General features: G+C 65.2%; 20 protein-coding genes and 1 tRNA gene. 11 read left to right on the top strand and 10 right to left on the bottom strand.

All coding sequences use genetic code 11. From position 1 onward, the window contains the following. Together rlmB and E3T46_RS00610 are read left to right on the top strand one after the other, a co-directional pair. On the top strand, positions 1-891 hold an 891-nt coding region (rlmB, locus tag E3T46_RS00615), incomplete at its 5' end, for a 23S rRNA (guanosine(2251)-2'-O)-methyltransferase RlmB (RefSeq protein ID WP_134577044.1). A 413-nt stretch (positions 892-1304) separates the two neighbouring features. Continuing rightward, positions 1305-2291, top strand: a complete 987-nt coding sequence (locus E3T46_RS00610; protein WP_134577043.1) for a type IV toxin-antitoxin system AbiEi family antitoxin domain-containing protein — start codon at positions 1305-1307, stop codon at positions 2289-2291. 194 nt (positions 2292-2485) lie between these two features. On the opposite strand, the gene E3T46_RS00605 is transcribed toward E3T46_RS00610, so the two are convergent. Both E3T46_RS00605 and ugpC read right to left on the bottom strand, forming a co-directional pair. Next, positions 2486-3796: a DUF4032 domain-containing protein gene (locus E3T46_RS00605; protein WP_134443817.1), complete on the bottom strand. Its 1311-nt coding sequence runs from the start codon at positions 3794-3796 to the stop codon at positions 2486-2488. 73 nt (positions 3797-3869) lie between these two features. Continuing rightward, positions 3870-4967 (bottom strand): sn-glycerol-3-phosphate ABC transporter ATP-binding protein UgpC, encoded by a 1098-nt coding sequence (gene ugpC / locus E3T46_RS00600; RefSeq protein WP_092451097.1) that lies wholly within the window; start codon positions 4965-4967, stop codon positions 3870-3872. 217 nt (positions 4968-5184) lie between these two features. Here ugpC and E3T46_RS00595 point away from each other — a divergent pair, with 217 nt between their 5' ends. The 4 genes from E3T46_RS00595 (at position 5185) to E3T46_RS00580 (ending at position 9175) form a co-directional block, all read left to right on the top strand. Then, positions 5185-6099: a thioredoxin domain-containing protein gene (locus E3T46_RS00595; RefSeq protein WP_092451095.1), complete on the top strand. Its 915-nt coding sequence runs from the start codon at positions 5185-5187 to the stop codon at positions 6097-6099. A gap of 107 nt (positions 6100-6206) precedes the next feature. Continuing rightward, positions 6207-6279 (top strand) — tRNA-Thr (locus tag E3T46_RS00590). 134 nt (positions 6280-6413) lie between these two features. Next, entirely contained in the window at positions 6414-8009 is a 1596-nt protein-coding gene (locus tag E3T46_RS00585; protein WP_134443816.1) for an ABC-F family ATP-binding cassette domain-containing protein, read from the top strand. A gap of 167 nt (positions 8010-8176) precedes the next feature. Beyond that, positions 8177-9175, top strand: coding sequence for a DMT family transporter (locus tag E3T46_RS00580; RefSeq protein WP_241980380.1), 999 nt, complete (start codon positions 8177-8179; stop codon positions 9173-9175). A 110-nt stretch (positions 9176-9285) separates the two neighbouring features. On the opposite strand, the gene E3T46_RS00575 is transcribed toward E3T46_RS00580, so the two are convergent. Both E3T46_RS00575 and msrB read right to left on the bottom strand, forming a co-directional pair. After that, on the bottom strand, positions 9286-9933 hold the full coding sequence (locus E3T46_RS00575) for a nitroreductase (protein WP_277870912.1): 648 nt from the start codon (positions 9931-9933) through the stop codon (positions 9286-9288). A 4-nt stretch (positions 9934-9937) separates the two neighbouring features. Next, on the bottom strand, positions 9938-10339 hold the full coding sequence (gene msrB, locus E3T46_RS00570) for a peptide-methionine (R)-S-oxide reductase MsrB (RefSeq protein WP_134443814.1): 402 nt from the start codon (positions 10337-10339) through the stop codon (positions 9938-9940). 181 nt (positions 10340-10520) lie between these two features. Here msrB and E3T46_RS00565 point away from each other — a divergent pair, with 181 nt between their 5' ends. The 5 genes from E3T46_RS00565 to groL all read left to right on the top strand — a co-directional run bounded on the left by E3T46_RS00565 (position 10521) and on the right by groL (position 14813). Then, the gene (locus E3T46_RS00565) at positions 10521-10793 is read left to right on the top strand and encodes a DUF3263 domain-containing protein (RefSeq protein ID WP_134443813.1); all 273 of its coding nucleotides are present in this window, start codon (positions 10521-10523) and stop codon (positions 10791-10793) included. Positions 10794-10877: 84 nt separating this feature from the next. Next, positions 10878-11441, top strand: a complete 564-nt coding sequence (locus tag E3T46_RS00560) for a LytR C-terminal domain-containing protein (protein ID WP_134577042.1) — start codon at positions 10878-10880, stop codon at positions 11439-11441. Positions 11442-11725: 284 nt separating this feature from the next. Continuing rightward, on the top strand, positions 11726-11929 hold the full coding sequence (locus E3T46_RS00555; protein WP_035834941.1) for a cold-shock protein: 204 nt from the start codon (positions 11726-11728) through the stop codon (positions 11927-11929). Positions 11930-11994: 65 nt separating this feature from the next. Beyond that, entirely contained in the window at positions 11995-13044 is a 1050-nt protein-coding gene (locus tag E3T46_RS00550; protein ID WP_241980384.1) for a DUF3048 domain-containing protein, read from the top strand. A gap of 140 nt (positions 13045-13184) precedes the next feature. Continuing rightward, complete coding sequence (groL, locus tag E3T46_RS00545) at positions 13185-14813, top strand: chaperonin GroEL (protein WP_092451084.1); 1629 nt, start codon at positions 13185-13187, stop codon at positions 14811-14813. Positions 14814-14950: 137 nt separating this feature from the next. Here groL and E3T46_RS00540 read toward each other — a convergent pair whose 3' ends face one another. From E3T46_RS00540 to E3T46_RS00515, 6 genes are all read right to left on the bottom strand, one after another. Beyond that, the gene (locus E3T46_RS00540) at positions 14951-16522 is read right to left on the bottom strand and encodes a GMC oxidoreductase (RefSeq protein ID WP_134577040.1); all 1572 of its coding nucleotides are present in this window, start codon (positions 16520-16522) and stop codon (positions 14951-14953) included. Between the two features lie 8 nt (positions 16523-16530). Continuing rightward, entirely contained in the window at positions 16531-18027 is a 1497-nt protein-coding gene (locus E3T46_RS00535; RefSeq protein WP_134577039.1) for an aldehyde dehydrogenase family protein, read from the bottom strand. Continuing rightward, complete coding sequence (betT, locus tag E3T46_RS00530) at positions 18024-20159, bottom strand: choline BCCT transporter BetT (protein ID WP_134577038.1); 2136 nt, start codon at positions 20157-20159, stop codon at positions 18024-18026. The genes E3T46_RS00535 and betT overlap by 4 nt, the downstream gene beginning before the upstream one ends. A gap of 205 nt (positions 20160-20364) precedes the next feature. Next, entirely contained in the window at positions 20365-20655 is a 291-nt protein-coding gene (locus tag E3T46_RS00525) for a WXG100 family type VII secretion target (protein ID WP_092451076.1), read from the bottom strand. A 130-nt stretch (positions 20656-20785) separates the two neighbouring features. After that, positions 20786-22513: a HAMP domain-containing sensor histidine kinase gene (locus tag E3T46_RS00520; RefSeq protein WP_092451074.1), complete on the bottom strand. Its 1728-nt coding sequence runs from the start codon at positions 22511-22513 to the stop codon at positions 20786-20788. A 48-nt stretch (positions 22514-22561) separates the two neighbouring features. Further along, positions 22562-23254 (bottom strand): response regulator transcription factor, encoded by a 693-nt coding sequence (locus E3T46_RS00515; protein ID WP_092112483.1) that lies wholly within the window; start codon positions 23252-23254, stop codon positions 22562-22564. Positions 23255-23388: the final 134 nt, after the last annotated feature.

Raw genomic sequence — 23388 nt, 5'->3', positions numbered from 1 at the left:
GGCCCCGCTGCTCGCGGCGGTGCCCGCGGCGCATCGCAGGGCGGCCCGCAGCGCGGCACCGGCAACACCGGCGGCGGCGGCTCTTCGACCCGTCGCGCCCAGCAGATCGACGAGCACGAGATTGTCACCGGCCGTAACTCGGTGCTCGAGGCGCTGCGCGCGAAGATTCCGGCGCTGACCCTGTACATCGCGGCGCGCATCGAAATGGATGAGCGCGTTAAAGAAGTGCTGCTCATGGCGACGAGCCGCAACATCCCCATTCTCGAGGTCATGCGCCCCGAGCTTGACCGTCTCGCCGGTCGCGACGCCGTGCACCAGGGCCTCGCGCTCAAGGTTCCGGCCTACGAGTACGCGCACCCGATGGAGTTGCTCGAACTGACCATCAGCCGCGGCCACAAGCCGTTGTTCGTGGCCCTCGACGGCATCACCGACCCGCGCAACCTGGGTGCGATCATCCGTTCGACCGCTGCGTTCGGCGGCCACGGCATCATCGTTCCGCAGCGTCGCTCGGTCGGCGTCACCGCCTCAGCCTGGAAGACCAGCGCCGGCGCCGCCGCCCGAACGCCCGTCGCGATGGCGAGCAACCTGACCCAGACGCTCAAGGCGCTCAAGGCTCAGGGCGTGTTCGTGCTCGGCCTGGCCGGCGACGGCGATGTGTCGCTGCCCGACCTCGGCACCGGTTTCGCCGAGCGCCCGATCGTGATCGTCGTCGGCAGCGAGGGTAAGGGCTTGTCCCGCCTCGTCACCGAGACCTGCGACGCGATCGTCTCGATTCCGATCAGCGCCTCGACCGAGTCGCTCAATGCCGGAATCGCCGCCGGCGTCACCCTGTACGAGGTCTCCCGCCTGCGCGCCGAGATCAAGAAGGCCAAGCAGGCCGCGAAGCAGTAGCCCCTGCGCGGCGGCCCGCGCGCCCCTGCCGCCGTCTCCTTTTGCGACCGGGCCCGGGCCCGGGCCCGGGAACTGGGCCCATGATAGATCATGGGCCCAGTTCCGTAAGGTGGGCCCGGCCGGGCAAACGGGGCGCGTTTACCCGACGGCCGAGCGCGCCGTTGGCTCTGCCGCGCTCGGCGTCCCCCCGTGCCGGGCGACCCCCTTTTCGACGGGGCCCGGGCCCGGGAACTGGGCCCATGATAGAACATGGGCCCGGTTCCGTAAGGTGGGCCCGGCCGGGCAAACGGGGCGAGGTCGGCGTGCGCTCCGCGGCGGCCCGCGGCTCTCCTCCACAGCGGATGCCGCCATCCAGTTCACACAAGTCCGCCAACTTTTCGACGCTCGAGACCCGTACCCGGTAAAAAGTAGCCATGCTTGACAGCCTGGATCTACCAAATGCCCGCAACGAGGGCCTCATTCTTGCCGAATCCCTGCTCGCGTCGGGACTCACCACCCATGCCGTGCGCGCGCTCCTTGCGAATGGGCAGCTGGTGCGCATCCGTCGTGGAATCTACGCCCTGGGGGCGGCCTGGCGCTCCGGCCACAGCGAGGACCGATATCGACTCTTCGTACGTGCCACCGTCCTCGCGGCCGAGCAGCCGCTGCTACTCTCTCATCATTCGGCGGCGGTGCTGCATGGCCTGCCCATCATCGGCCCGTGGCCGCAGGTCGTGCACGCGATCAACAATGACACCGCTGGCGGGAGCAGTGCCCGATTCACCACGAGTCATCGCAGCGTGGTCGAGCCCGAAACAGTCACGGTGAACGGATGCGCCGCCACCAGCCTTCCCCGCACCCTCATCGACGTGGCAGCCAATTCGACTTTTCTCGTCGGCGTCACGATGATGGACCACGCCCTACGAGTGGAGCAGGAGCGCGCGGAGGCGGAACGTCGGCATGGAACCCTTGGCCCCCCGGCCCTCACCAAAGACGCTCCGTATGCCGAACTCACCAGTGTGCATCCGCGGAACGGAGGCGCCCAGGCGCGCCGCGCAATTGAATTCGCGAATCCGCTCTCAGCTAACCCGGGCGAGTCCCTCAGTCGCGTTCGCATGGCCGAGTTGGGCTTCGAGATTCCCGACCTTCAGGTGCGTTTTGTGGTGAAGGGGCGCGAGTACTGGGTCGACTTCTTCTGGCGCGGAGTGCGCAAGATCGGCGAGTTCGACGGCAAAATTAAGTACACCCGGGGTGCCATTCTGGGGGACCGTCATCCCTCAGAAGTTGTCATCGTTGAAAAGGATCGCGAGAACCTGCTGAGACCCGGTGTCAGCAGCTTCGATCGGTGGGACTGGGATACGGCCTACTCGCCCCGCCTGTTTTACGAATTCCTGACCGAGCACGACGTTCCCCGAGCCTAATCAGCAAAGCGGATGCCCGCCGCCTCACGATCCGACCTTGGCGTCAGAGAGGTGTTCTGGTGCTCCAGTCCCACCTTGCGGAATGGGGCCCATGATCTATCATGGGCCCCATTTCCGGGCCCGGGCCCGGTCGAAAGAGGCGAGCAGCCGGGCACAAAGACGGGCCGGGCCCCGAACGAAAAGGGGGAGAAGAGCTAGACCTTGAGGGTCCAGTCGTCGGCGTCATCGGGGTCGACCGAGGTATCGTCGCCGAGCTGCACGCGGATCGGCAGCGTGATTGCGCCAGTCAGCGGGTCCATCACGGTCGCCTCGTCGCGGCGGTGCCGCAGTACATCCTGCACATACGAGGTCACGGCCTCGGCCAGCGGAATGTCCCGCGACTGGTTCTGCGCCATGTACCAGCGGTGATCGAGCAGCTGGTGGAACACCTGCGCCCGCTCGAGCTTGCCCTGCATCTCCACGGGTATCGCTCGCACCACCGGCTCGAACACGCGCACGAGCCACTCGTGCGCGACCATTTCCTCGTCGGCGGCCGGCGAACCATACGCAGCGCGGTAGGAGTCGAGGTCGTTGAGCAGCCGACGAGCCTGGTTCTCTTCGGCATCGAGGCCGGTCAGGCGCAGCAGGCGACGCTGATGGTGTCCGGCGTCGACAACTTTGGGCTGAATCCGCACGCGCGAACCGGTCCCATCGGTCTTGATCGCGAGTTCCTCGATGTCGAAGCCGAGGTTATTGAGGCGCTCGACGCGTTCGGTGATGCGCCACCGTTCGGAACTGGAGAACGACTCGGAGCCGGTGAGCTCCTTCCAGAGCAGCCGGTAGGCCGCAACGATGCCGTTGCTGACCCGGATCGGGTCGAGTTCGTCGGCGACGCGGCCGCCGGCTTCGAGGTCCATCAATTCGCCGGCAATGTTCACCCGGGCGATTTCCAAATCGTTCTCGCGCTGGCCGTTCGACAGCCCACCGGAATACAACTGTCCGGTCTCGGCGTCGACGAGATAGGCCGCGAAGGCACCGGCATCGCGCCGAAACAGGGTGTTCGAGAGCGACACGTCGCCCCAGAAGAATCCGATCATGTGCAGCCGTACCAGCAGAACGGCGAGGGCGTCGACCAGCCGGGTGGCAGTATCCGGGCGCAGGGCGTGCGAATACAGGGCGCGGTAGGGGAGTGAGAACTTGAGGTGCCGGGTGACCAGAACCGAATTCAGGGGGTCGAGGTCGGCATCCGTTCTATTGGTGATGACGGCGACCGGCTCGACACAGGGAATCTCGAGGTTGGCCAGGGTGCGCAGCATGTCGTACTCGCGCTTGGCCATCTCGCTCGTGGTCTCCTTGATGGCGACCACCCGCCCGCTCAGGTGAGCGAACCGTACCAGGTGCCGGGAAATGCCCTTGGGCAGCGAGGCGATGTTCTCGTTCGGCCAGGCGTCCAGGGGCAGATGCCACGGCAGGTCGAGCAGCGCCGGGTCGGCCGTGGCCGCGGTGATATTGAGGGAACCGCTCATAGTGTGACCCTAAGAAAAAGGCTGGAGGGAGCGAACTCCCCCCAGCCGAAAGCCAAAATACTCGAAAAGCTGACTAGTCGGTGACGGCGCCGCCGAGGCGCAGGCCGGTTTCAGCGTCGAACACGTGCAGGTGGTTCGGGGTAGCCGTGAGGTACACCGTCTCGCCGGCGTTCGGGTGCGAGCGGCCGTCGACGCGAGCGACAATGTCGGTGCGCTTGCCCTCGATCGTGGAGTGACCGTAGAGGTAGCCGTCGGCGCCGAGCTCCTCGACCAGGTCGACCTCGATCTGCAGGCCCTCGCCGGCGGTCGACGACATCTGGATGTCTTCCGGACGGATTCCGACGGTGACCTTCTTGCCGGTGGAGCTGGCCAGGGTGTCGCGCTGCACGGGAACGGTCGCGGTGCCGAACTTGATGCCGCCGTCGACGGTGTCCGCGAGGAACAGGTTCATCGCGGGGCTGCCGATGAAGCCGGCCACGAAGACGTTCTGCGGCTTCGCGTACAGGTCGCGGGGCGAACCTACCTGCTGCAGGATGCCGTCCTTCAGCACAGCAATCCGGTCGCCCATGGTGAGCGCCTCGGTCTGGTCGTGGGTCACGTAGACGGTCGTGACGCCGAGTCGGCGCTGCAACGAGGCGATCTGGGTACGCGTCTGCACGCGCAGCTTGGCGTCAAGGTTGGAGAGCGGCTCATCCATCAGGAACACCTGCGGCTGACGCACGATCGCGCGTCCCATCGCAACGCGCTGACGCTGACCACCGGAGAGGGCCTTCGGCTTGCGGCTGAGGTAGGGCTCCAGGTCGAGCAGCTTGGCGGCCTCGAGTACGCGGGCGGCACGCTCGTCCTTGTTGATGCCGGCGATCTTGAGCGCGAAGCCCATGTTCTCGGCGACGGTCATGTGCGGGTACAGCGCGTAGTTCTGAAAGACCATGGCGATGTCGCGGTCCTTCGGCGGAACATCCGTCACGTTGCGGTCACCGATGAGGATGTTGCCGTCGTTGACCTCTTCGAGGCCGGCGAGCATCCGCAGCGAGGTGGACTTTCCGCAGCCGGACGGGCCGACCAGAACCAGGAACTCGCCATCGGCGACCTGCAGGTCGAGCTGGTCAACAGCGGGCCTGGTGGAGCCAGGGTAGAGCCGAGTTGCCTTGTCAAAGGTCACTGAAGCCATGATTATTACTCCTTCACCGGCAGGAACGTGCCGGACGATCCGTTGTGAATAGGAATTATCCGCCGCACGCCGAAGCTCACGACTTTTTTATTATTGCACGACGGATGCCCCGCTGCCGGTTTTCGCCCGCCCGCCCCGTTTGGTCGATTCCCAGTCAGGGGATCTACTATTCGAAAGGTGCGCTAACGCGCGCACTCACTCCTCGAAAGCGATCTTTATGACTATTGGCGGACCCAGCGACAGCAGTCCCTCAAAAAACCGACGCCGTGACGCGGCCCGCATCAAGGCCAAGCAGCTGCGCGTCAGCCAGAAGAAGAAGGACCGCCGCAACAAGGTTTTCCTGCAGGGCGGAATCGGCATCGCGGGCATCGCCATCGTCGTGCTCGTTGCCGTCATCATCGTGAATTCGATCAAACCGGCCGGTCCCGGCCCCAGGAACATGGCGAGCGATGGTGTCCTCATCGGCGAAGGCATGATCACGGCCCTCACCCCGGCGCTGCAGCCCGACGCCGCCGCTCGGCCCTCCGAACCCGATCCCACCGGCGCCGTCGCCAACATTCGCGTCTACCTTGACTACCTCTGCCCGTTCTGTGCGGACTTCGAAGCAGCCAATACCGAGCAGATCGCCGAGTGGGTCGACTCCGGTGCCGCCACCATCGAAATTCACCCGGTGTCGATTCTCAAGAGCAAGTCCGCCGGCACCAAGTACTCCCTGCGAGCGGCCAACGCTGCAGCCTGCGTCGCCAACTATTCGCCCGATGACTTCTTCGACTTCAACTCGGCGTTGTTCGTTGACCAGCCCGAGGAAAACAAGCCCGGCCGCAGCAACGATGAGCTCAAGGCCGTGGTCAAGGATTCCGGAGTGCGCACCGCGCTTTCCAGCATCAACACCTGCATCGACGACGGAACCTTCGAGTCCTGGGTTCAGGCCGCCACCGACCGATCCCTCGACGGTCCGATCGCCAACTCGTCGATCAAGGCCATCACCGGAACCCCGACCGTTCTGGTCAATGGCAAGCCCTACACCGGCTCGCTCGACGACCCCAAGGAATTCGCCTCCTTCGTGCAGCAGGCCCTCGGCGAGACCTACTCGACCTCGACGCCGACCCCCACCCCGACACCCGCCGGGTAGCTCTGAAGCGGATGCTGCTGCTCGTGCCGGTGCATCCGTTTCGCCTGGCCGATGGCGGCAAAGGCCCGGGAATCATTTAGGATGGTCTTTCGAGGCCCTGGTCTCATGCCGGCCTGGCGCAATTGGTAGCGCACCACTCTTGTAAAGTGGGGGTTACGGGTTCAAGTCCCGTGGCCGGCCCTCTCAACCCTTACTGCCCACTGGGATGTAGGGGTTTTTCTGCGCCGCCAGGGTCCCGCAGGGCCGCCACGTACACTAATGGCTGGGGTTTTTCGAGCGGATGCCCGCTGCAGACACCCCGGGAGGAAACACACATGAGCCTGATCCGGCTGAACGATGTCAGCATCCGCTTTGAGAACACGCAGATTCTGCGCGAGGCGTTCTTTCGCCTCGAACCCGGCGACCGGGTCGGCCTGATCGGTAAGAACGGCTCCGGCAAGTCCACCATTCTCAAGCTGATTCTCGACCAGGTCTCGCCAGACGCCGGCGAGGTCACCCTCGAAGATGGCATTCGGGTCGGCTATTTCTCCCAGTTCTCCGAACTCAACGGTGCACAGACCATAACCGAGGTGCTCGACGAACTGTTCGTGGCCGTGAAGGCAGTCGAGGCCGAGCTCGCCGCGATTGATGCGGCGATCGCCCTCGATTCCTCGGCCAGCGCCGAACTCGACCGGCTGATCGGGCGGCAGGGCGAGCTGTTCGAGGAGATGGATCGGCTGGACGGCTGGGACTACAAGCGGCACATCGACACCGCGCTGACCACCCTCGGATTCAACGAGGCACACCGTGTCTGCGCGATCGATGAGCTTTCCGGCGGCTGGCGTAACCGGGCTGCCCTGGCCAAGATCGTGCTGGAAGCTCCCGACGTACTGCTGCTCGACGAGCCGACCAACTACCTCGACGTGGCCGGGGTGGAGTGGCTCGAAGCCTGGTTCAAGAGCTTCAAGGGTGCTGCCATCGTCGTCTCGCACGACCGTAAGTTTCTCGACGCTGTCGTCACCCGCATCATCGAGGTCGAGAACTTTCACCTGCACGAGTACCCCGGCAACTTCGGCGAGTACATCGTGCAGAAGCAGTTTCGGCTCAAGACCCTCGAGGCACAGTTCGTGCACGAATCCGAGCTGCTCGCCTTCGAAGCCGAGGGGATCGCCGACCGTCGGGAGGCCGCCAAGGCCGAGAGTCGTCAGCTCGGCAACCAGCTGGCGCACATCAAGAAGTCGCGCACACCGCGCCCGGTCGACCAGATCATCACCGAGATCTACGGCAACCTGCACGTCAAGGACGTCCTCTGCCGGGTCGACGGCCTGGCCAAAAGCTTCGGTGACAAGGTGCTGTTCGAAAACCTCAGTTTCGAGGTGCGCCGCGGCAACCGCATTGTCGTGCTCGGCAGTAACGGCAGCGGAAAGACGACCCTGCTGCGGGTGCTCACCGGCGAGGAGAGCGCCGACCACGGTGACGTCGCCTGGGCCAGCGGCGCCGGCGTTGTCTCGTACAACCAGATTCTCGCCGAACTCGACCAGAGCGACACCGTCAGTCATGCCGTCAACGCCATGCCCGGCAGCCTCGCCCTCACCGCGACCAAGAAGTCGGTCAACCGTTTTCTGACCATGTTCCAGTTCAGCGAGGCCGACCTCAAACAGAAGATCGGTGCTCTCTCGGGCGGTCAGCGCGCCCGCGTCGCCATGGCGCAATGCCTGCTCTCCGGAGCGTCGGTGCTGCTGCTCGACGAGCCGACCAACCACCTCGACATGTCGAGCACCCAGGTGATGGAACGCGCCCTCGTGCACTTTCCCGGGGCCGTCGTGGTGGTCAGCCACGATCGCTTCTTCACCGACAAGATCGCCAACCGCCGCCTGGTCTTCGGCAGCGAGGGTGCAGCCCCCGGCGAAATCGAGGTGCGCGCCGCCTGACGCGCCAAGCCTCGCCCCGCGCGCTGTTTTCGACCGGGCCCGGGCCCGGAAACTGGGCCCATGATAGATCATGGGCCCGGCGACCTAAGGTGGGCCCCGGGCGAATCGGAGCCCGGCTGGGTAGCACCGGGCCGAACCCGCACGCACCCATCTCGTAGTATTGCCAAGTGACAGAGGACAGCGCACGGACCCGAACGGATGCTAAAGCCGCGCCAGCAGCATCCGCTGTCCCGATTTGGCTGGCGCTTCTGTTCTCGGTGCTGATCGGGGCCATGTATGCCGTGCAATCGCGCGTGAATGGCGAACTCGGGCATCAAATCGGCGACGGATTCACTGCCGCCGTCATCTCCTTCGGCTCCGGGCTGGTCATTCTCAGCCTTGGCCTCGTCGTGTTCCGAAGCGGGCGCCGCGGCCTGCAACTCGTCACTCGCGCGGTGCGAGCGAAAACCCTGTCCTGGTGGCACCTGTTCGGTGGCCTGGCCGGCGCGCTGTTCGTACTGTCGCAGGGCCTTGTCGCCGCGCCACTCGGCATCGCCCTGTTTACTGTCGCCGTTGTGGCCGGTCAGACCGTGAGCGGTGTAGTCATGGACCGGTTTGGCATCGGTCCGGGTGGGCGCCGACCGCTGCACGCATCCAAAATAGTTGGCGCGGTGCTCGCCCTGGTCGCCGTAGCCTGGACGGTGAGCGGCGAATTGGGCGGCAGCGACGCGCTCTGGCTGCTCGTGCTACCCCTCGTGGCGGGTATCGGCCAGGGCTGGCAGCAGGCCGTGAACGGTCAGGTGCGGGTCACCGCGCAAAGTGCGCTCACGGCAACTTTTCTGAACTTTCTCACCGGATCCGTCGCGCTCGTACTCGCGGCGCTCGTGCACGGTGTGCTGGTCGGTTTCGCCCTCGATTTGCCGGGCAACCCGTGGCTCTATACCGGCGGGCTCATCGGCTGCATCTTCATCGCCGGCGCCGCGCTCGTCGTGCGTACCACCGGCGTGCTCATGCTCGGCCTGTGCATCGTCGCCGGCCAGCTGCTCTGCGCCCTTGCGCTGGATCTGCTCGCGCCCACTCAGGGGCATCCGCTCGGCGTGACGACCCTAGCCGGAACCGCGCTCGCCCTCGTCGCCGTGGTCATCGCCGCGGTGCGCTGGCACCGGCCCGGCCACGCCCGCACCTGACCGCAGCCCTTGAACGTCCTGTCCCTTCCGCCCAGGCCCGGAAAGGGGCCCCTGATAGATCACGGGCCGGCGGTCCAAGGTGGGCCGGGGACGAAGCGTACGGCCCCGAGCTACAGCACCCCCAAAAACTCCTCCGGATCAATCGACAGCCGCACGCACGGTTTCGACTCCTCGGGAATTCCCCCAACGTAGAGCCAGCCAAGCAGCTCTTCCCCGTCGGCAAGGCCATGCAACGCTCGCACCGGCGCCGATCGCACCAACGGCCCGGTGCGCCACATCGCTCCCCAGCCGGCGTTTTCGAGCAGCAGCGTGAGAAGGTGCGCGACGCCCGCAGCCGCGGCATCCTGTTCCCAGCCAGCCACCTTGAAATTCGTCTGCCGCGACGCGACGATCGCGATCAGCAGCGGTGCGCGCAGCGGCTTGGCGGCCAGCTTGATCGCTTCGAGCCCTTCACAAGCGGATGCCGCCACAAACGCCGCTCCGAGCCGGTCGCGGGCGTCGCCGCGCAGCTCGAGCAGCCGCCACGGACGCAACGCGCCGTGATCGGCCACCCGCGCGGCCGCCGCCACGAGCGGAAGTAACTCCGCCCGGTTGGGGGCGAGCGTCGTCACCTTGGAGTAACTGCGCCGGTCAGCGACAGCTTTGAAGACCGCCGCGGTATCCGTTCTGAAACCGGTCGTATCCCGGCTGGGAAGACCAGGATTCGCTTCGGCCGAACCTGCCACTTCCGAGCTGGCAACAGCCTCCGTCGTTGACACCGCGCTACTCAGCGGGCGTGAAATTGAGCGACAGCGAATTCATGCAGTACCGGTCGCCGGTCGGAGTGCCGAAACCGTCGGGAAAAACGTGGCCGAGGTGCGAGCCACAGTTTGCGCAGCGCACCTCGGTGCGCACGCTTCCCATGGAGCGGTCCTCGAGCAGTTCGACCGCTTCGGGACGAACTGACTCGTAAAAGCTCGGCCAGCCGCAGCCGGAATCGAACTTGGTGCCACTCTGAAACAGCTCGGCGTTGCAGGCGCCACAGGTGTAGAGGCCGGCCCGACCCTCGTCGAGCAGCTCGCCGGTGCCGGGACGTTCGGTGCCGGCTTCGCGCAGCACCGCAAACTTCTCCGCGCCCAGTTCGGAGCGCCATTCGCTGTCTGACTTCTTGATTTCGTAGTCCATGTTCAGATCCCTTCGTTCCGGCGACCGGGCACTGGCCGCGTCTAGTAAGCCTAAACTCGCTTGGCCCCGCGCGCATTCCTCACGGCGTGTCCCACCGCGGCAGGGCGTGCCGGAGGCAACATTCAGCCGCCCGCAAATAGGATGAGCCTGACAGACAGTCAACCGGGGGAGGGATGCAGCAATGACTGAGCACGCCCCGACAACCCAGTTGAGCGAACGCGACCAGGCCGTGCTCGCCTTCGAACGGCAATGGTGGCGGCACGTCGGCGCCAAGGAGGAGGCCATCCGGGCCACCTTCAGCCTGTCGACCGCCCGGTACTATCAACTATTGAGCGCATTGGTCGACTCACCGTTGGCGTTGGCTTTTGATCCCATGCTGGTGAAACGATTGCAGCGGATGCGTTCCGTCCGATCCGAGGCACGCGCAAGTCGCTCGCTGCCCACCCGCGACTAGGCACCCACCCGCTTTTCGGCCAGCACGGAACCTTGCCCTGCAGCTCGATTCCGGTCCGGCCGGCCAACCAAGGATTCCACCACCATGGCGCAAAAATTTGCGAAAGACCGTTTCGACACCCACACGCATGCCCTCGACCGGGTGGGAGCCCACCGCGCCCCCGGCAAGAGAGGACGCGGCTGGATCGGATTCTGGTGGGCGCTGGGGGCCACCGGGCTGTTGATCGCCATCGGTGCAGTCGGCATCCTCGCAATCAACAATCGCCTCGACTTCTCCAACATTCCCGGGTTGCCGGCGAGCAGTGCAAGCGCGACGCCGACAGCGACCGCCGTCCCCACGGCCGTTGCCACCGTCGACCCGGCGCAGACCATCAATGTGCTCAACGGGTCCGCGAACGACGGCGTTGCAGCATCCGTCAGGGACACACTCACCGCTGCCGGCTGGGTGGTCAATGCCACCGGGAACGCCAGCACCGACACTGAGGCGACCACGGTGATCTACTACGCCGATGCGAGCCAGGAAGGCGCCGCCCGCGGCGTCGCTGCCTCCCTTTCGGGAGCGCAGATCGTGGTCTCCACCAATTTCGTTGATTCCGGCGCCAGTATGACCGTCGTCGTCGGCAACGACTATGTTTCACCGGTTGACTGAGCAAAACGCGAAAGCCGTGGTCTTAGCGGCCACGATTTGATTCGTCAAGCCCCTAGTCTTCTGTTCCGATTTCAGTAATGTGCGTCTTGGTCACACATTTTGTTCGGGCAATACCCGCCCGGATCAAGAAAGCTCGCCCAAGGAAACTTGCACCAGTAGGTAACTTGCAACAGACGTCTTGCTCTCGGGGATTTGCTGCTCGCACAGGATGAACGCAATCTCTGCGGCACGGCCCGGAACAGCCAATGGGCCGTTGCCGTTGAAAACTGAGCAAGGAGTAACACATGGCGAACGGAACCGTAAAGTGGTTCAACGCTGAAAAGGGTTTCGGCTTCATCACTGTCGACGGGGGAGGGCAAGACGTCTTCGTCCACTACTCCGCCATCGACATGAGCGGGTACAAGGTTCTTGAAGAAGGCCAGCAGGTCGTCTTCGAGGTCGGTGCCGGAGCTAAAGGCCCGCAGGCTGAATCGGTTCGACCGGCCTAACCCGCCTCGCATTTCACACTAACGCCGCCCGCTGCAACGGGCGGCGTTAGTGTTTACCGGTGACTATGAAAAATACGGCCCGCACCGCTCGACCGCTTCAGGCCGCGGGGCTGCTCGCCCTCGTGCTGCCGGCACTGCTCCTGAGCGCGTGCAGCGGCAGCACCCCGGCCCCATCCTCGACACCGACCGGCACGGCCTGGACCTCTGACTATGTCGCCCCGGCGGCGACCGAGATCGCACCGCTAACCGGGCTGAGCGTCGAAGGCGGCTCGTCGGCCCACCCGTCGCTGGCGGCCAAGATCGACAACCACGTTGCGGCCCGGCCGCAGGTTGCCATTGACCGGACCGACCTCGTGTTCGAAGAACTGGTCGAGGGCGGCATCACCCGCTATGTCGCGGTCTGGCAGTCAAGCATTCCCGATCAGCTCGGACCGGTGCGGTCGATTCGGCCGATGGATCCCGACATTATCGCCCCCTTCGGTGGACTGGTCGCCTACTCCGGCGGCCAGCAGCGATTCGTCGACGCGATGAACGCGACCGGCCAGATCAGCGCCATCTTCGACTACGACACGAGCGGCTTGTTCTCCCGGTCCTCCGCTACTTCAGCCCCGCACAACGTGATCCTCGCCGCGTCGGAATTCGTCAACCGCAATGCCTCCGTAGCCCCGCCCGCCCAGCAGTACGCCTACGCGGCCACCCTCGCCGCGGCATCCGCTGCCACGGACGGTACGCCGATTTCGGTGATCAACACCAGGTTCTCCAACTCCAGCGCCCGCAGCTGGACCTGGAACGCCGAGGCGGCCGCGTACCTGCGCGCTCAGGATGGCGCGCCCGACCTGACCCCCGAGGGGGCCCAGCTCAAGGCCACCAACGTGGTCGTATTGCGGGTCGATGTAACCGTCTCCGACAGTATCCCCAAGACCGAATTGATCGCCTCCGGTGAAGCGTCGATCTCGTCCGGCGGCAAAACCCTCGCGGCCACCTGGAGCAAGGACGCCCAGACGTCGCCGATCCGCCTCATCGACGCCAACGGAGTGACAATTCGGCTGGCACCGGGCAATACCTGGTTCCAGTTGGTGCCCAACGGCACTGGCTCGGCCGATCTCGTTCCCTGACAGCTGCAGATAGCCCGGCATCACCCCGGATGCTCGCTTGCACTCTCGACCCCAGAGTGCCAGAATCGATCTAGCACTCTCGTCATCTGAGTGCTAACCCCATCATCGTTTGGAACGTCCGGGAGGGACGAGTTACACATATGGCAAAAATCATTGCATTCAATGAAGAGGCCCGTCGTGGGCTTGAGCGCGGCCTGAATATTCTCGCCGACACCGTCAAGGTCACCCTCGGCCCGCGCGGCCGCAACGTCGTTCTGGAGAAGAAGTGGGGCGCCCCCACGATCACCAACGACGGTGTGTCCATCGCCAAGGAGATCGAGCTCGACGACCCGTACGAGAAGATCGGTGCCGAGCTCGTCAAAGAGGTCGCCAAGAAGACGGATGACGTAGCCGGCGACGGAACGACCACCGCAACCGTCCTCGCCCAGGCACTGGTTCGCGAAGGCCTGCGCAACGTCGCAGCCGGCGCCGACCCGATCAGCCTCAAGCGCGGCATCGAGAAGGCCACGGCAGCCGTCATCGCCGAGCTCATCGCCAGCGCCAAGGAGATCGAGACCAAGGAAGAGATCGCGGCCACGGCTTCCATCTCTGCCGGCGACACCGAAATCGGCGCGATCATCGCCGAGGCCATCGACAAGGTCGGCAAGGAAGGTGTTGTCACCGTTGAGGAGTCGAACACCTTCGGCACCGAACTCGAGCTCACCGAGGGAATGCGCTTCGACAAGGGCTTCCTGTCGGCGTACTTCGTCACCGACCCCGACCGTCAGGAAGCGGTCTTCGAAGACCCCTACATCCTGATCGTCAACTCCAAGGTCTCCAACATCAAGGACCTGCTCCCCATCGTGGACAAGGTCATCCAGACCGGCAAGCAGCTCCTCATCATCGCGGAAGACGTCGACGGCGAGGCCCTGGCCACGCTCGTTGTGAACAAGATCCGTGGCATCTTCAAGTCCGTCGCCGTCAAGGCTCCGGGCTTCGGAGACCGTCGCAAGGCTCAGCTGCAGGACATCGCCATCCTCACCGGTGGACAGGTCATCTCGGAAGAGGTCGGCCTCAAGCTCGAGAACGTCACGCTCGACCTGCTTGGTAACGCCCGCAAGGTCGTCATCACCAAGGACGAGACCACGATCGTAGAGGGTGCCGGCGACGTCGAAGCCATCGCCGGTCGCGTTTCGCAGATCCGCGCCGAGATCGAGAACACCGACAGCGACTACGACCGCGAGAAGCTCCAGGAGCGCCTCGCCAAGCTTGCTGGCGGCGTTGCTGTCATCAAGGCCGGAGCCGCAACCGAGGTTGAGCTCAAGGAGCGCAAGCACCGCATCGAAGATGCAGTGCGTAACGCCAAGGCTGCCGTCGAAGAGGGCATCGTCGCCGGTGGTGGCGTTGCACTGATCCAGGCTGGCAAGACCGCATTCGAGAGCGAAGCAGTTCTCGCTCTCGTCGGCGACGAGGCAACGGGCGCGAACATCGTGCGCGTCGCCATCGACGCTCCGCTCAAGCAGATCGCACTCAACGCGGGCATGGAGCCCGGCGTTGTCGCCGACAAGGTGCGCAACCTGCCCGTCGGATGGGGCCTCAACGCCGCCACCGGCGAGTACGTCGACATGATCGCTGCCGGTATCAATGACCCGGTGAAGGTCACCCGCTCCGCGCTGCTCAACGCCGCGTCGATTGCCGGACTGTTCCTCACCACCGAGGCCGTCGTTGCCGACAAGCCCGAGAAGAACTCGGCTCCGGCCGGCGACCCCTCGGGTGGCATGGACTTCTAAGTCCCCGCCAGCTAGCACCACACTAAAGTGGGCGTCTCCCTCGGGAGGCGCCCACTTTTTTCATGTTCCGCCGCCGCGGTGTGAGGCTGACCGCATTATTCGCAAAAATCGGACCCGGACTCACACCTCGGCGCAGGTCAGCGGATGCTGCGGGCCGCCTTCACCAGGTCGGCGCAGCGCTCACCGATCATCATCGTGGTGATGTTCGGGTTTACGGTGACGAGAACCGGCATGACCGACGCGTCGGCGACGCGCAGGCCGGTGACTCCCTTGACCCGCAGCTCGGGATCGAGCGGCGCGAGCACATCGTCGACGGCGCCCATCCGTACGGTTCCGGCCGGGTGGTAGACCGTGTTGTGGGTCTTTTCGATGTACGAGGTGATTTCGGCATCCGTTTGCACAGCGGCGCCCGGATACAGTTCCTCGCCGGCCCACTCGGCCATGGCCGGCTGGGCCACGATTTCCCGGGCCTTGCGGATGCCGGCGACCATGACGCGCATGTCGTGTGGGTCGGTGAAGTAGCGCGGATCCACCATGGGCTTATCGCGGTAGTCGCTCGAGCGCAGCTTGACCGTGCCGCGGGAGCGTGCCCGGGTGACGTTCGGCGTCAGGCAGAACCCGTTCTCCGTCGTCGGGTAACCCTGACGGGCGGTGTGCATGTCGAAGGGCACCGAACCGTAGTGGAACATGAGGTCGGGGCGGTCGAGGCCCTCCTCGGTGGTCGTGAAGATGCCGGCTTCCCACCACTGGGTGGAAGTCTCGGGCATCGGCTGCTTCGCTTCCCACTGAATCACGCCCTCCGGGTGGTCCTGCAGGTTCTCGCCGACGCCGGGGGAGTCCGCGAGTACCTCGATGCCAAAGGAGGCAAGCTGCGCGGCCGGACCGACGCCGGAAAGCAGGAGCAGCTTGGGCGAATCGATGGCACCGGCCGAGAGGATGACCTCGGCGCGCGCGGTGAGCTGGTGGGTCTTGCCGCCGAGAGCATCGACGACCTGCACGCCGGTGCAGCGCTTGTTCCCGTCGAAGGTGAGTTTGCGGGCCCGCATGCCGGTGAGCAGGGTGAAATTGGTACGATCCCGAATCGGGTGAATATACGAAACGGATGACGACGCGCGCGTTCCGTCCGCCTGCCGGTTGATCTGGAAGAAATTCGCGCCGTTCACAACGGTCGTACCGGAATTGAACGTTGTGCGCGGGATTCCGGTCTGCTCGCAGGCGCCGAGGAGAGCCACGCCGCACGGATCGGTGGCCGGCACGTTCATCAGGTGCACGGGGCCGTCCTGGCCGTGGTGCGGGGCCTGGTCCTCGTTGGTTTCCAGACGCTGGAACAGCGGGAAGGTGTTGGCGGCGTCCCAGCCGGTGGCTCCGTGCTTGAACGCCCAGTCGTTCAGGTCTTCGGCCGGAGCCCAGAACGCGATGCAGGAGTTGTGGCTGGAACAGCCGCCGAGCACCTTGGCACGGGCGTGGCGCATGAACGAGTTGCCGTGCTCCTGCGGCTCGATCGGGTAATCCCAGTCGTAGCCGCTCTCCAGCAGCTCCATCCAGCGGTCGAGCTGGAGGATGACGTCGATGCCACGGTCGTCGGGACCGGCCTCCACGAGGGCCACCTCAAGGGCAGGATCCTCGCTCAGCCGGGCGGCGACAGCGGCCCCGGCGGAACCACCACCGATCACGATGTAGTCGAAGTCGGTCTGGGTCAGTACGGTCATCGGTGGTCCTAACGTGCGGCGAACCAGCCGGTGACGGCCGGTGCGGTGTTCTGGTAAATGTGCTTCGTTTCCTGGTACTCGCCGAGGCCCATCGGGCCGAGCTCGCGACCAACGCCGGACTGGCCGTAGCCGCCCCATTCCGCCTGCGGCAGGTAGGGGTGAAAGTCATTGATCCAGACGGTTCCGTGCCGCAATGCCTTGGCCATACGCTGGGCCTTGCCGGCGTCCTGGGTCCAGACCGCTCCGGCCAGGCCGTAGACGGTGTCGTTGGCGATGCGCACGGCCTCGGCTTCGGTCTCAAAGGTTTCAATCGTCACGACCGGACCGAAAGCCTCGTCGATCACGACGGACATACCGCTCGAAACTTGGTCGAGCACGGTCGGCGTGTAATAAAAGCCCTGCGCGAGGTCGCCTGCGCCCCAGGTTCCTCCGCAGCGCAGGCGGGCGCCCTCGGCGATGCCCTTCGCAACGTAGGCGCTGACCTTGTCGCGGTGCGCTGCGCTGATCAGCGGCCCGGTTTCGGCTTCCGGGTCAAACGGTCCGCCGAGACGGATCTGGTTGGCCCGGCGCACGAGCTCGTCGACGAACTTCTCGGCAACGGATGCTTCCACCACGATGCGCGCGCCGGCCGAGCAGACCTGCCCCGAGTGCACGAACGCGCCGTTCAGCGCGTTGTCCACGGCGGCGTCGAAGTCGGCGTCGGCGAAGATCACGTTGGGATTCTTGCCGCCGAGTTCGAGGGCGACCTTCTTGACCGTTCCGGCGGCGGCCGCTGCGATCTTCCGGCCGGTCTCGAGACCGCCGGTGAACGAGACCAGGTCGACGTCGGGGTGGCTGGAGAGCGGGGCCCCGGCCACAGCGCCGGCACCGAGCACGAGGTTGGCGACGCCGGCCGGCAGACCGAGGTCGTCCAGCAGCACCATCATGAGCATGCTGGTGTGCGGGGTGAGCTCGCTCGGCTTGAGCACGAAACTGTTACCGGCGGCGAGGGCCGGGGCGATCTTCCACGCGGCCTGCAGCAATGGGTAGTTCCACGGCGCGATCAGACCGCAGACCCCGACGGGCTCGTGCACGATGCGGCTGACGACGTTTTCATCGCCGGCATCGACGATGCGTCCGCTGTCCTGCCCGGCGATCTTGCCGAAGTAGGCGAAGCAGTTCGCGATGTCGTCCATATCGATTTCACTCTCGACCAGACGCTTGCCGGTGTCGAGCGTTTCGGCGCGGGCGAACTCGGCCCGGCGCACGCGCAGTTCAGCGGCGACGCGCAGCAGAAAATCACCACGCTCGGGCGCCGGAACGCTGCTCCACAGGCCGCTGTCGAAGGCGGTGCGGGCCGCGCGGATCGCAGCATGGACATCCGTTGTGGTCGCCTCGCTGACCGTGCCGACCAGGCTCTGATCGGCCGGGCAGTGGATCTCGCGGGTGCCGGCGTCGCTCGCTGGTACCCAGGCGCCGCTGATGAACAGCGTGGCCGGCGGCGCGGTATCGATCGGTGTGTTCATTGCTTGACCTCGTCCGATTCGAAATCGGCTTCCCAATTGTCTTTAGCCACCTGGTCCTCGGCGAGGGCGGTGTTTCCCGGCTCTGCCCGGTTCAGGTGCAGAAAGTCGAGGTGGGTTTCGTAATGATCGAGCACGTCAGTGATGACCTGCTCCTTGCTGTAGCCCATGAGGTCGTAGCCGTGGCTGCCCTCGAGGGAGAAAACCTCCATGCGGTAATACTTGCCGCTGGCGCTCGCCGAACGCACCGCATAGGTCGGAGTGTCGAATTGCACGGGGTAGATCTGGTATTTGAAACCACGCTCGTCGCCCATCGACACGTTGAGGTCGAGGTTCGGAATCTGCAGGCCATCGACCACACCCTGCGATAGCGTCACCTCGGCACCCTGCGTCACGAGCTCGTCACGCACTTCCTGCAGGGCGGGCAGGGCCACGCTCGACACGAAGCGTTCGGCCTGGCGTGGGCCAGGGTAGCTCATGGCGCGGGTCAGCCGCTGACGCCAGTTGCGCGCCCGGGCCGGGTCGGTGCTGCGGCCGGACAACAGGCCGGGCAGGCTGGCCCGGTAACTGTCGGTGAGCGATTGCTCCAACCGAAGCGCCCGATACAGCCCGAGCATGACGAGCAGCAGCACCGCGGAGAAGGGCAGCCCCATAATGATCGTGGCATTTTGCAGGGTTGGGATGCCGCCCACCAGCAGCATCGCCATGGTCAGCACTCCGGTGGTCACCGCCCAGAAGATGCGCAGCCACTTCGGGCCGTCGGACTCGGAGTCCTTGAGATGCGAGGTGAAATTGGCCATGACGAGGGCGCCGGAGTCGGCGCTCGTGACATAGAACAGCAGCCCGGTGAAGGTCGCGATCGCGGCGGTAGCCGGGGCGAACGGGAACTCGGCCAGCAGCGAATAGAACGCACGCTCCGGCGAATTCATGGCGACCTCGCCGAAGCCGGCATCTCCGCCGATCACGATGGCGAGGGCGCTGTTGCCGAACACGGCGATCCAGATCAGGATGAACGCGAACGGCACGATCATGGTGCCGGCGACGAACTCGCGGATGGTGCGGCCGCGGCTGATGCGGGCCAGGAACAGCCCGACGAACGGCGCCCAGGCGATCCACCAGGCCCAGAAGAACAGGGTCCACCAGTTGAGCCATTCATCGGGGCGGTCGTAGGCGAAGGTGTCGAGGGTCATGGCCGGGAACCGGCTCAGGGTGTCACCGATGTTGAGGACGATGGCGTCGAGCAGAAAGCTCGTGTTGCCGGCAATCAGAATGAACAGCATGAGGCCGACGCTCAGCAGAACGTTCAGCTCGGACAGTCGACGAATGCCCTTCTCGACCCCGGAGACGACGGAGATCGTGGCCATGACCACACTCAGGGCGATGAGCGAGCCCTGCACGAGCAGGGTCTCCGGCGTTCCGAACATAAAAGTGAGGCCGTAGTTGAGCTGGGCGACGCCGATGCCAAGGCTCGTGGCGATGCCGAAAATGGTGCCGAGGATCGCGGCGATGTCGACCACGTCGCCGATCGGGCCGTGGATCTTCTTGCCGAAGATCGGGTACAGCGCCGAACGGATGCTCAGCGGCAGGTTATGCCGGTAGGCGAAGTAGCCGAGGGCCAGACCCATGAGGGCGTAGAGGGCCCAGCCGGTGATGCCGTAGTGGAACAGGGTCCAGACCATGGCCTGGCGGGCGGCCTCAACGGAGCTGCCATCACCGGTGGGCGGGGCGAGGTACTGGGTGACCGGTTCGGAGACCGAGAAGAACATGAGGTCGATGCCGATTCCGGCGGCGAACAGCATGGCGGTCCAGGTGAACAGGCTGAACTGCGGCCTGGAGTGGTCTGGCCCGAGGCGGGTCTTGCCGACCCGGGACAGCGCGACGACGATGACGAAGACCAGCACGACAGTGACGATCAGAAAGTAATACCAGCCGAGGTTGACCGACACCCAGCCGACGACGGCGGCAATGACGTCGCTCGCGTTGCTGGGGGCGAGGATCGCCCAGAGGGCGATGGCAATGATGCCGGAGGCTGAACCGAAGAAGACCGTCTTGTTCACCCGGGTCTTGTTCTCCGGGGGGAGGCCAGGCGGTCCGGTCGATGGTTCGGTGGCGGGAGTGTGGGCAGAGAGAGTCATCTCATCCTTGGTACTTGGTGTGATGTCGGGGTGGCGCCGGCCGCGTGTGCGCGGGCTGGCTGTCCGAGTGGCCGCGGTGGCGGCGTAAGCGCATCTGTCAGTCTAGCAACCGAAAATCCGCGTCTTTCCGGGCTTTTTCGGGATGCGGTGGGTGCGGTAGTGATATCCCGCGCGTGATAACACACTCCGACCGGCCACGAATCGCCTACCGTGCGAACAGCCGGGTGTTGGCCTGCTCGGTCTCGGCGTACTGCTGCCCGGCCAAGCTCAGCGCCTGGTTGAGCAGGGTCAGGCTCTCTTCCAGCTGCTGATGCATGCCGCGCCACTCGGCGAAAGCCCCCTGGAACGCGGCAGATGCTTGGCCGGTCCAGAACCCTTCGAGGCTGGTGAGCTGGGCGTTGAGCTCGGCCACATCGGCCTGCACTCGCCCGATCGTGCCGCGTGCGGTGTTGGCGGTGCTCTGCACCGCATCGCTGTCGACCTGAAAGCTCGTCATGGTGTGCCTTCCTGCTACTCAAACATGGATGTTGGTGACCATGAGCGTAGAAGGCGAGCGTGCAGCATCCGCTGCCCGGCAGTCAATTTGTGAATGGATGCCGCCTGCCGCGGCCGGTGCAGGAGGGCCGCTACGGAATGACGGGCTGGGCGTGCAGCGGCGCGCTCGGCGTGCCGGCGAGGGGGAGCGAGACCCGGAAGGTGGCGCCGCCACCGGGGGTGTCGACGACGTCGACGGTGCCGTTGTGGCTGGCGACGATGGCGGCGACGATGGCGAGGCCGAGGCCGCTGCCACCGGTTTCGCGGGCGCGGCTGGAGTCGGCGCGCCAGAAGCGCTGGAAGATCTTCTCCCGAATCTGCGGCGGGATGCCCTCGCCGTGGTCGACGATGGCGATCGATGCCCGCAGGGTGCGCGGGTCGACTGCGACCTCGAGTTCGATCGGGCTGTCCGAGGCGGTGAACCGCATCGCATTGCCCATCAGGTTGGTGATGACCTGGCGAATCTTGTTCTCTTCGGCCATCACCACGGGCGGCAGCTGGGGCACGACGGGCAACACAGTCAGGCCGGCATCGGGCAGCACAGCGGTTGTGCGGCGCGGTTTGCGGGTGCGCAGCCGGGCCAGGGTGGCGCCGGCGAAGGCAATGGCACCGGTCGGAGTGCCCGTTCCGGACGGCCGGGTAATCGTGCCGGTGGTGACGCTCTCCGTTCCATCGTTGTCGATCTCGCCGGAGTCACCGAAGTGGTGGTCCAAATCGGCGTCAGCCTCGAGTGACACAAGCACGGGCGGGGGAATCACCACCGTCACCTGGCGGCCCGGTGAGCTGGCCATGGCATCGAGGGCGGCGTCGCGGGCCAGCGGAACGAGGTCGACCGGGGTGAGCGCGAGCGGCTTGGTCTCGTCGAGGCGGGCGAGTTCGAGCAGATCCTCGACCAGACCGCCCATACGAATGGCCTCTTTTTCGATGCGTTCCATGGCTTGGGCGACATCTTCGGGGGTCTGCAGGGCACCCATGCGGTACAGCTCGGCGTAGCCGCGCACCGAAACCAGGGGGGTGCGCAGTTCGTGGCTGGCGTCGCCGACGAAGCGGCGCATCTGGTCAATGGTGCGGGCGCGGTCTTTGAAGGCCCGGTCGATGCGGCTGAGCATGATGTTGAGCGAGCGGTTGAGGCGTCCGACCTCGGTGTTCGGCGTTGCGCCGCCGAGCCGCTGGCTGAAGTCACCGTCGGCGATCGCCGCGGCGGTCTGCTCCGCCTCGCGCAACGGCACGAATGTTGTGGTGACGAGCACGCGGGTGAGCATGGCGCCGATCAGCACGACCCCGGCGCCGAAACCCAGAAAGATCGTGAGGTAGGTGGCCATGGTGTTCTCGGTGGGCCGCAGCGACACGGCCATGACGAGGGTGCCGTAGGTGCCGGTGGGGCTGATCACCACGGGAACCATGATCGCGTGAAACTCGGTGTCGTGGGCGGCGTCCCACAGAGTTTGAATCTGTCCGTCAAGCTGCGAGACCCGTTTCAGGTCGAGCGGCATGCCCACAACCGGCAGCTCGGCGTGGTCGCGTTCCTGCCAGGTGCGGGTGATCAGCGCGCCGTCCTGGTCGTACAGGGCCACGAAATAGTCCGAGGCGACGCCCTCGGTATCACCCTGCGAGAACACGCTCGACGAGTAACCGCTGAGCGCGGTCTGCGTGTCGACCTGCAGCTGGGTGTCGACCTGGGTCACCACATACTGCTTGAGCATGGCCATTGTGCCGATGCCGGAAACGAGCAGGCCGAGCGTGAGCATCAACACCGTGACACCGGTGATCTTGGAACGGAGGGAGATGCTGCTCCACCGCCTGGACAGGGTTTCGTGCATAAGAGGTTTTAGTCTACGAAAGCTCGCTGTGTATAACGAACGCCGTGACTACGCTTTGGCGGCCTTGAGCATATAGCCGAAACCACGCTTGGTCTGAATCAGCGGTTCGCTCGAGTGCACGTCGACCTTGCGGCGCAGGTACGAGATGTAGCTCTCCACGATTCCGGCGTCACCGTTGAAGTCGTATTCCCAGACGTGATCGAGGATCTGCGCCTTCGACAGCACCCGGTTGGGGTTGAGCATGAGGTAGCGCAGCAGCTTGAACTCGGTCGGGCTCAGTTCGATCGCCTCGGTGCCGACGAGAACCTCGTGCGTGTCCTGATCCATGGTGAGTTCGCCGGCGCGAATGACGGCATCTTCATCGGCGTGCATGGTGCGACGCAGGATGGCCTTGATCCGGGCGACGATCTCGTCGAGGCTGAACGGCTTGGTCACGTAGTCGTCGCCGCCGACGGTGAGGCCGGTGATCTTGTCTTCGGTGTCATCCTTGGCCGTCAGGAAAAGGATCGGGGCCGTGTAGCCGGCCGAACGCAGGCGCTTGGTGACACCGAAACCGTTCATGTCGGGCAGCATGACATCGAGAATGATGAGGTCGGGTTCCTCCTCGAGCACGGCGGAGATAGCCTGCGCGCCGTTGCCCACTGCGCGTACGGCGAAGCCGGCGAAGCGGAGGCTGGTGGTGAGTAGGTCGCGGATATTGGGTTCGTCATCGACGATAAGGATGCGGGGGCCGTCAGTCATGCACCCAGTATCTGCGTGTTAGCTGGAGCTTTGCTGAGAGTAAGTCCGTGTACGGGGGATCGGCGGCCGACGATCCGTTCCGCGGCAGGAGTTGGCGACATGATGGAATGGAATAATCGATTTGTTCCAATGGT

Source organism: Cryobacterium sp. Hh11, from assembly GCF_004404045.1.
In the GTDB taxonomy this organism is placed as follows: Bacteria; Actinomycetota; Actinomycetes; order Actinomycetales; family Microbacteriaceae; genus Cryobacterium; species Cryobacterium levicorallinum.
This window is presented reverse-complemented; position numbering and strand designations above follow the sequence as displayed.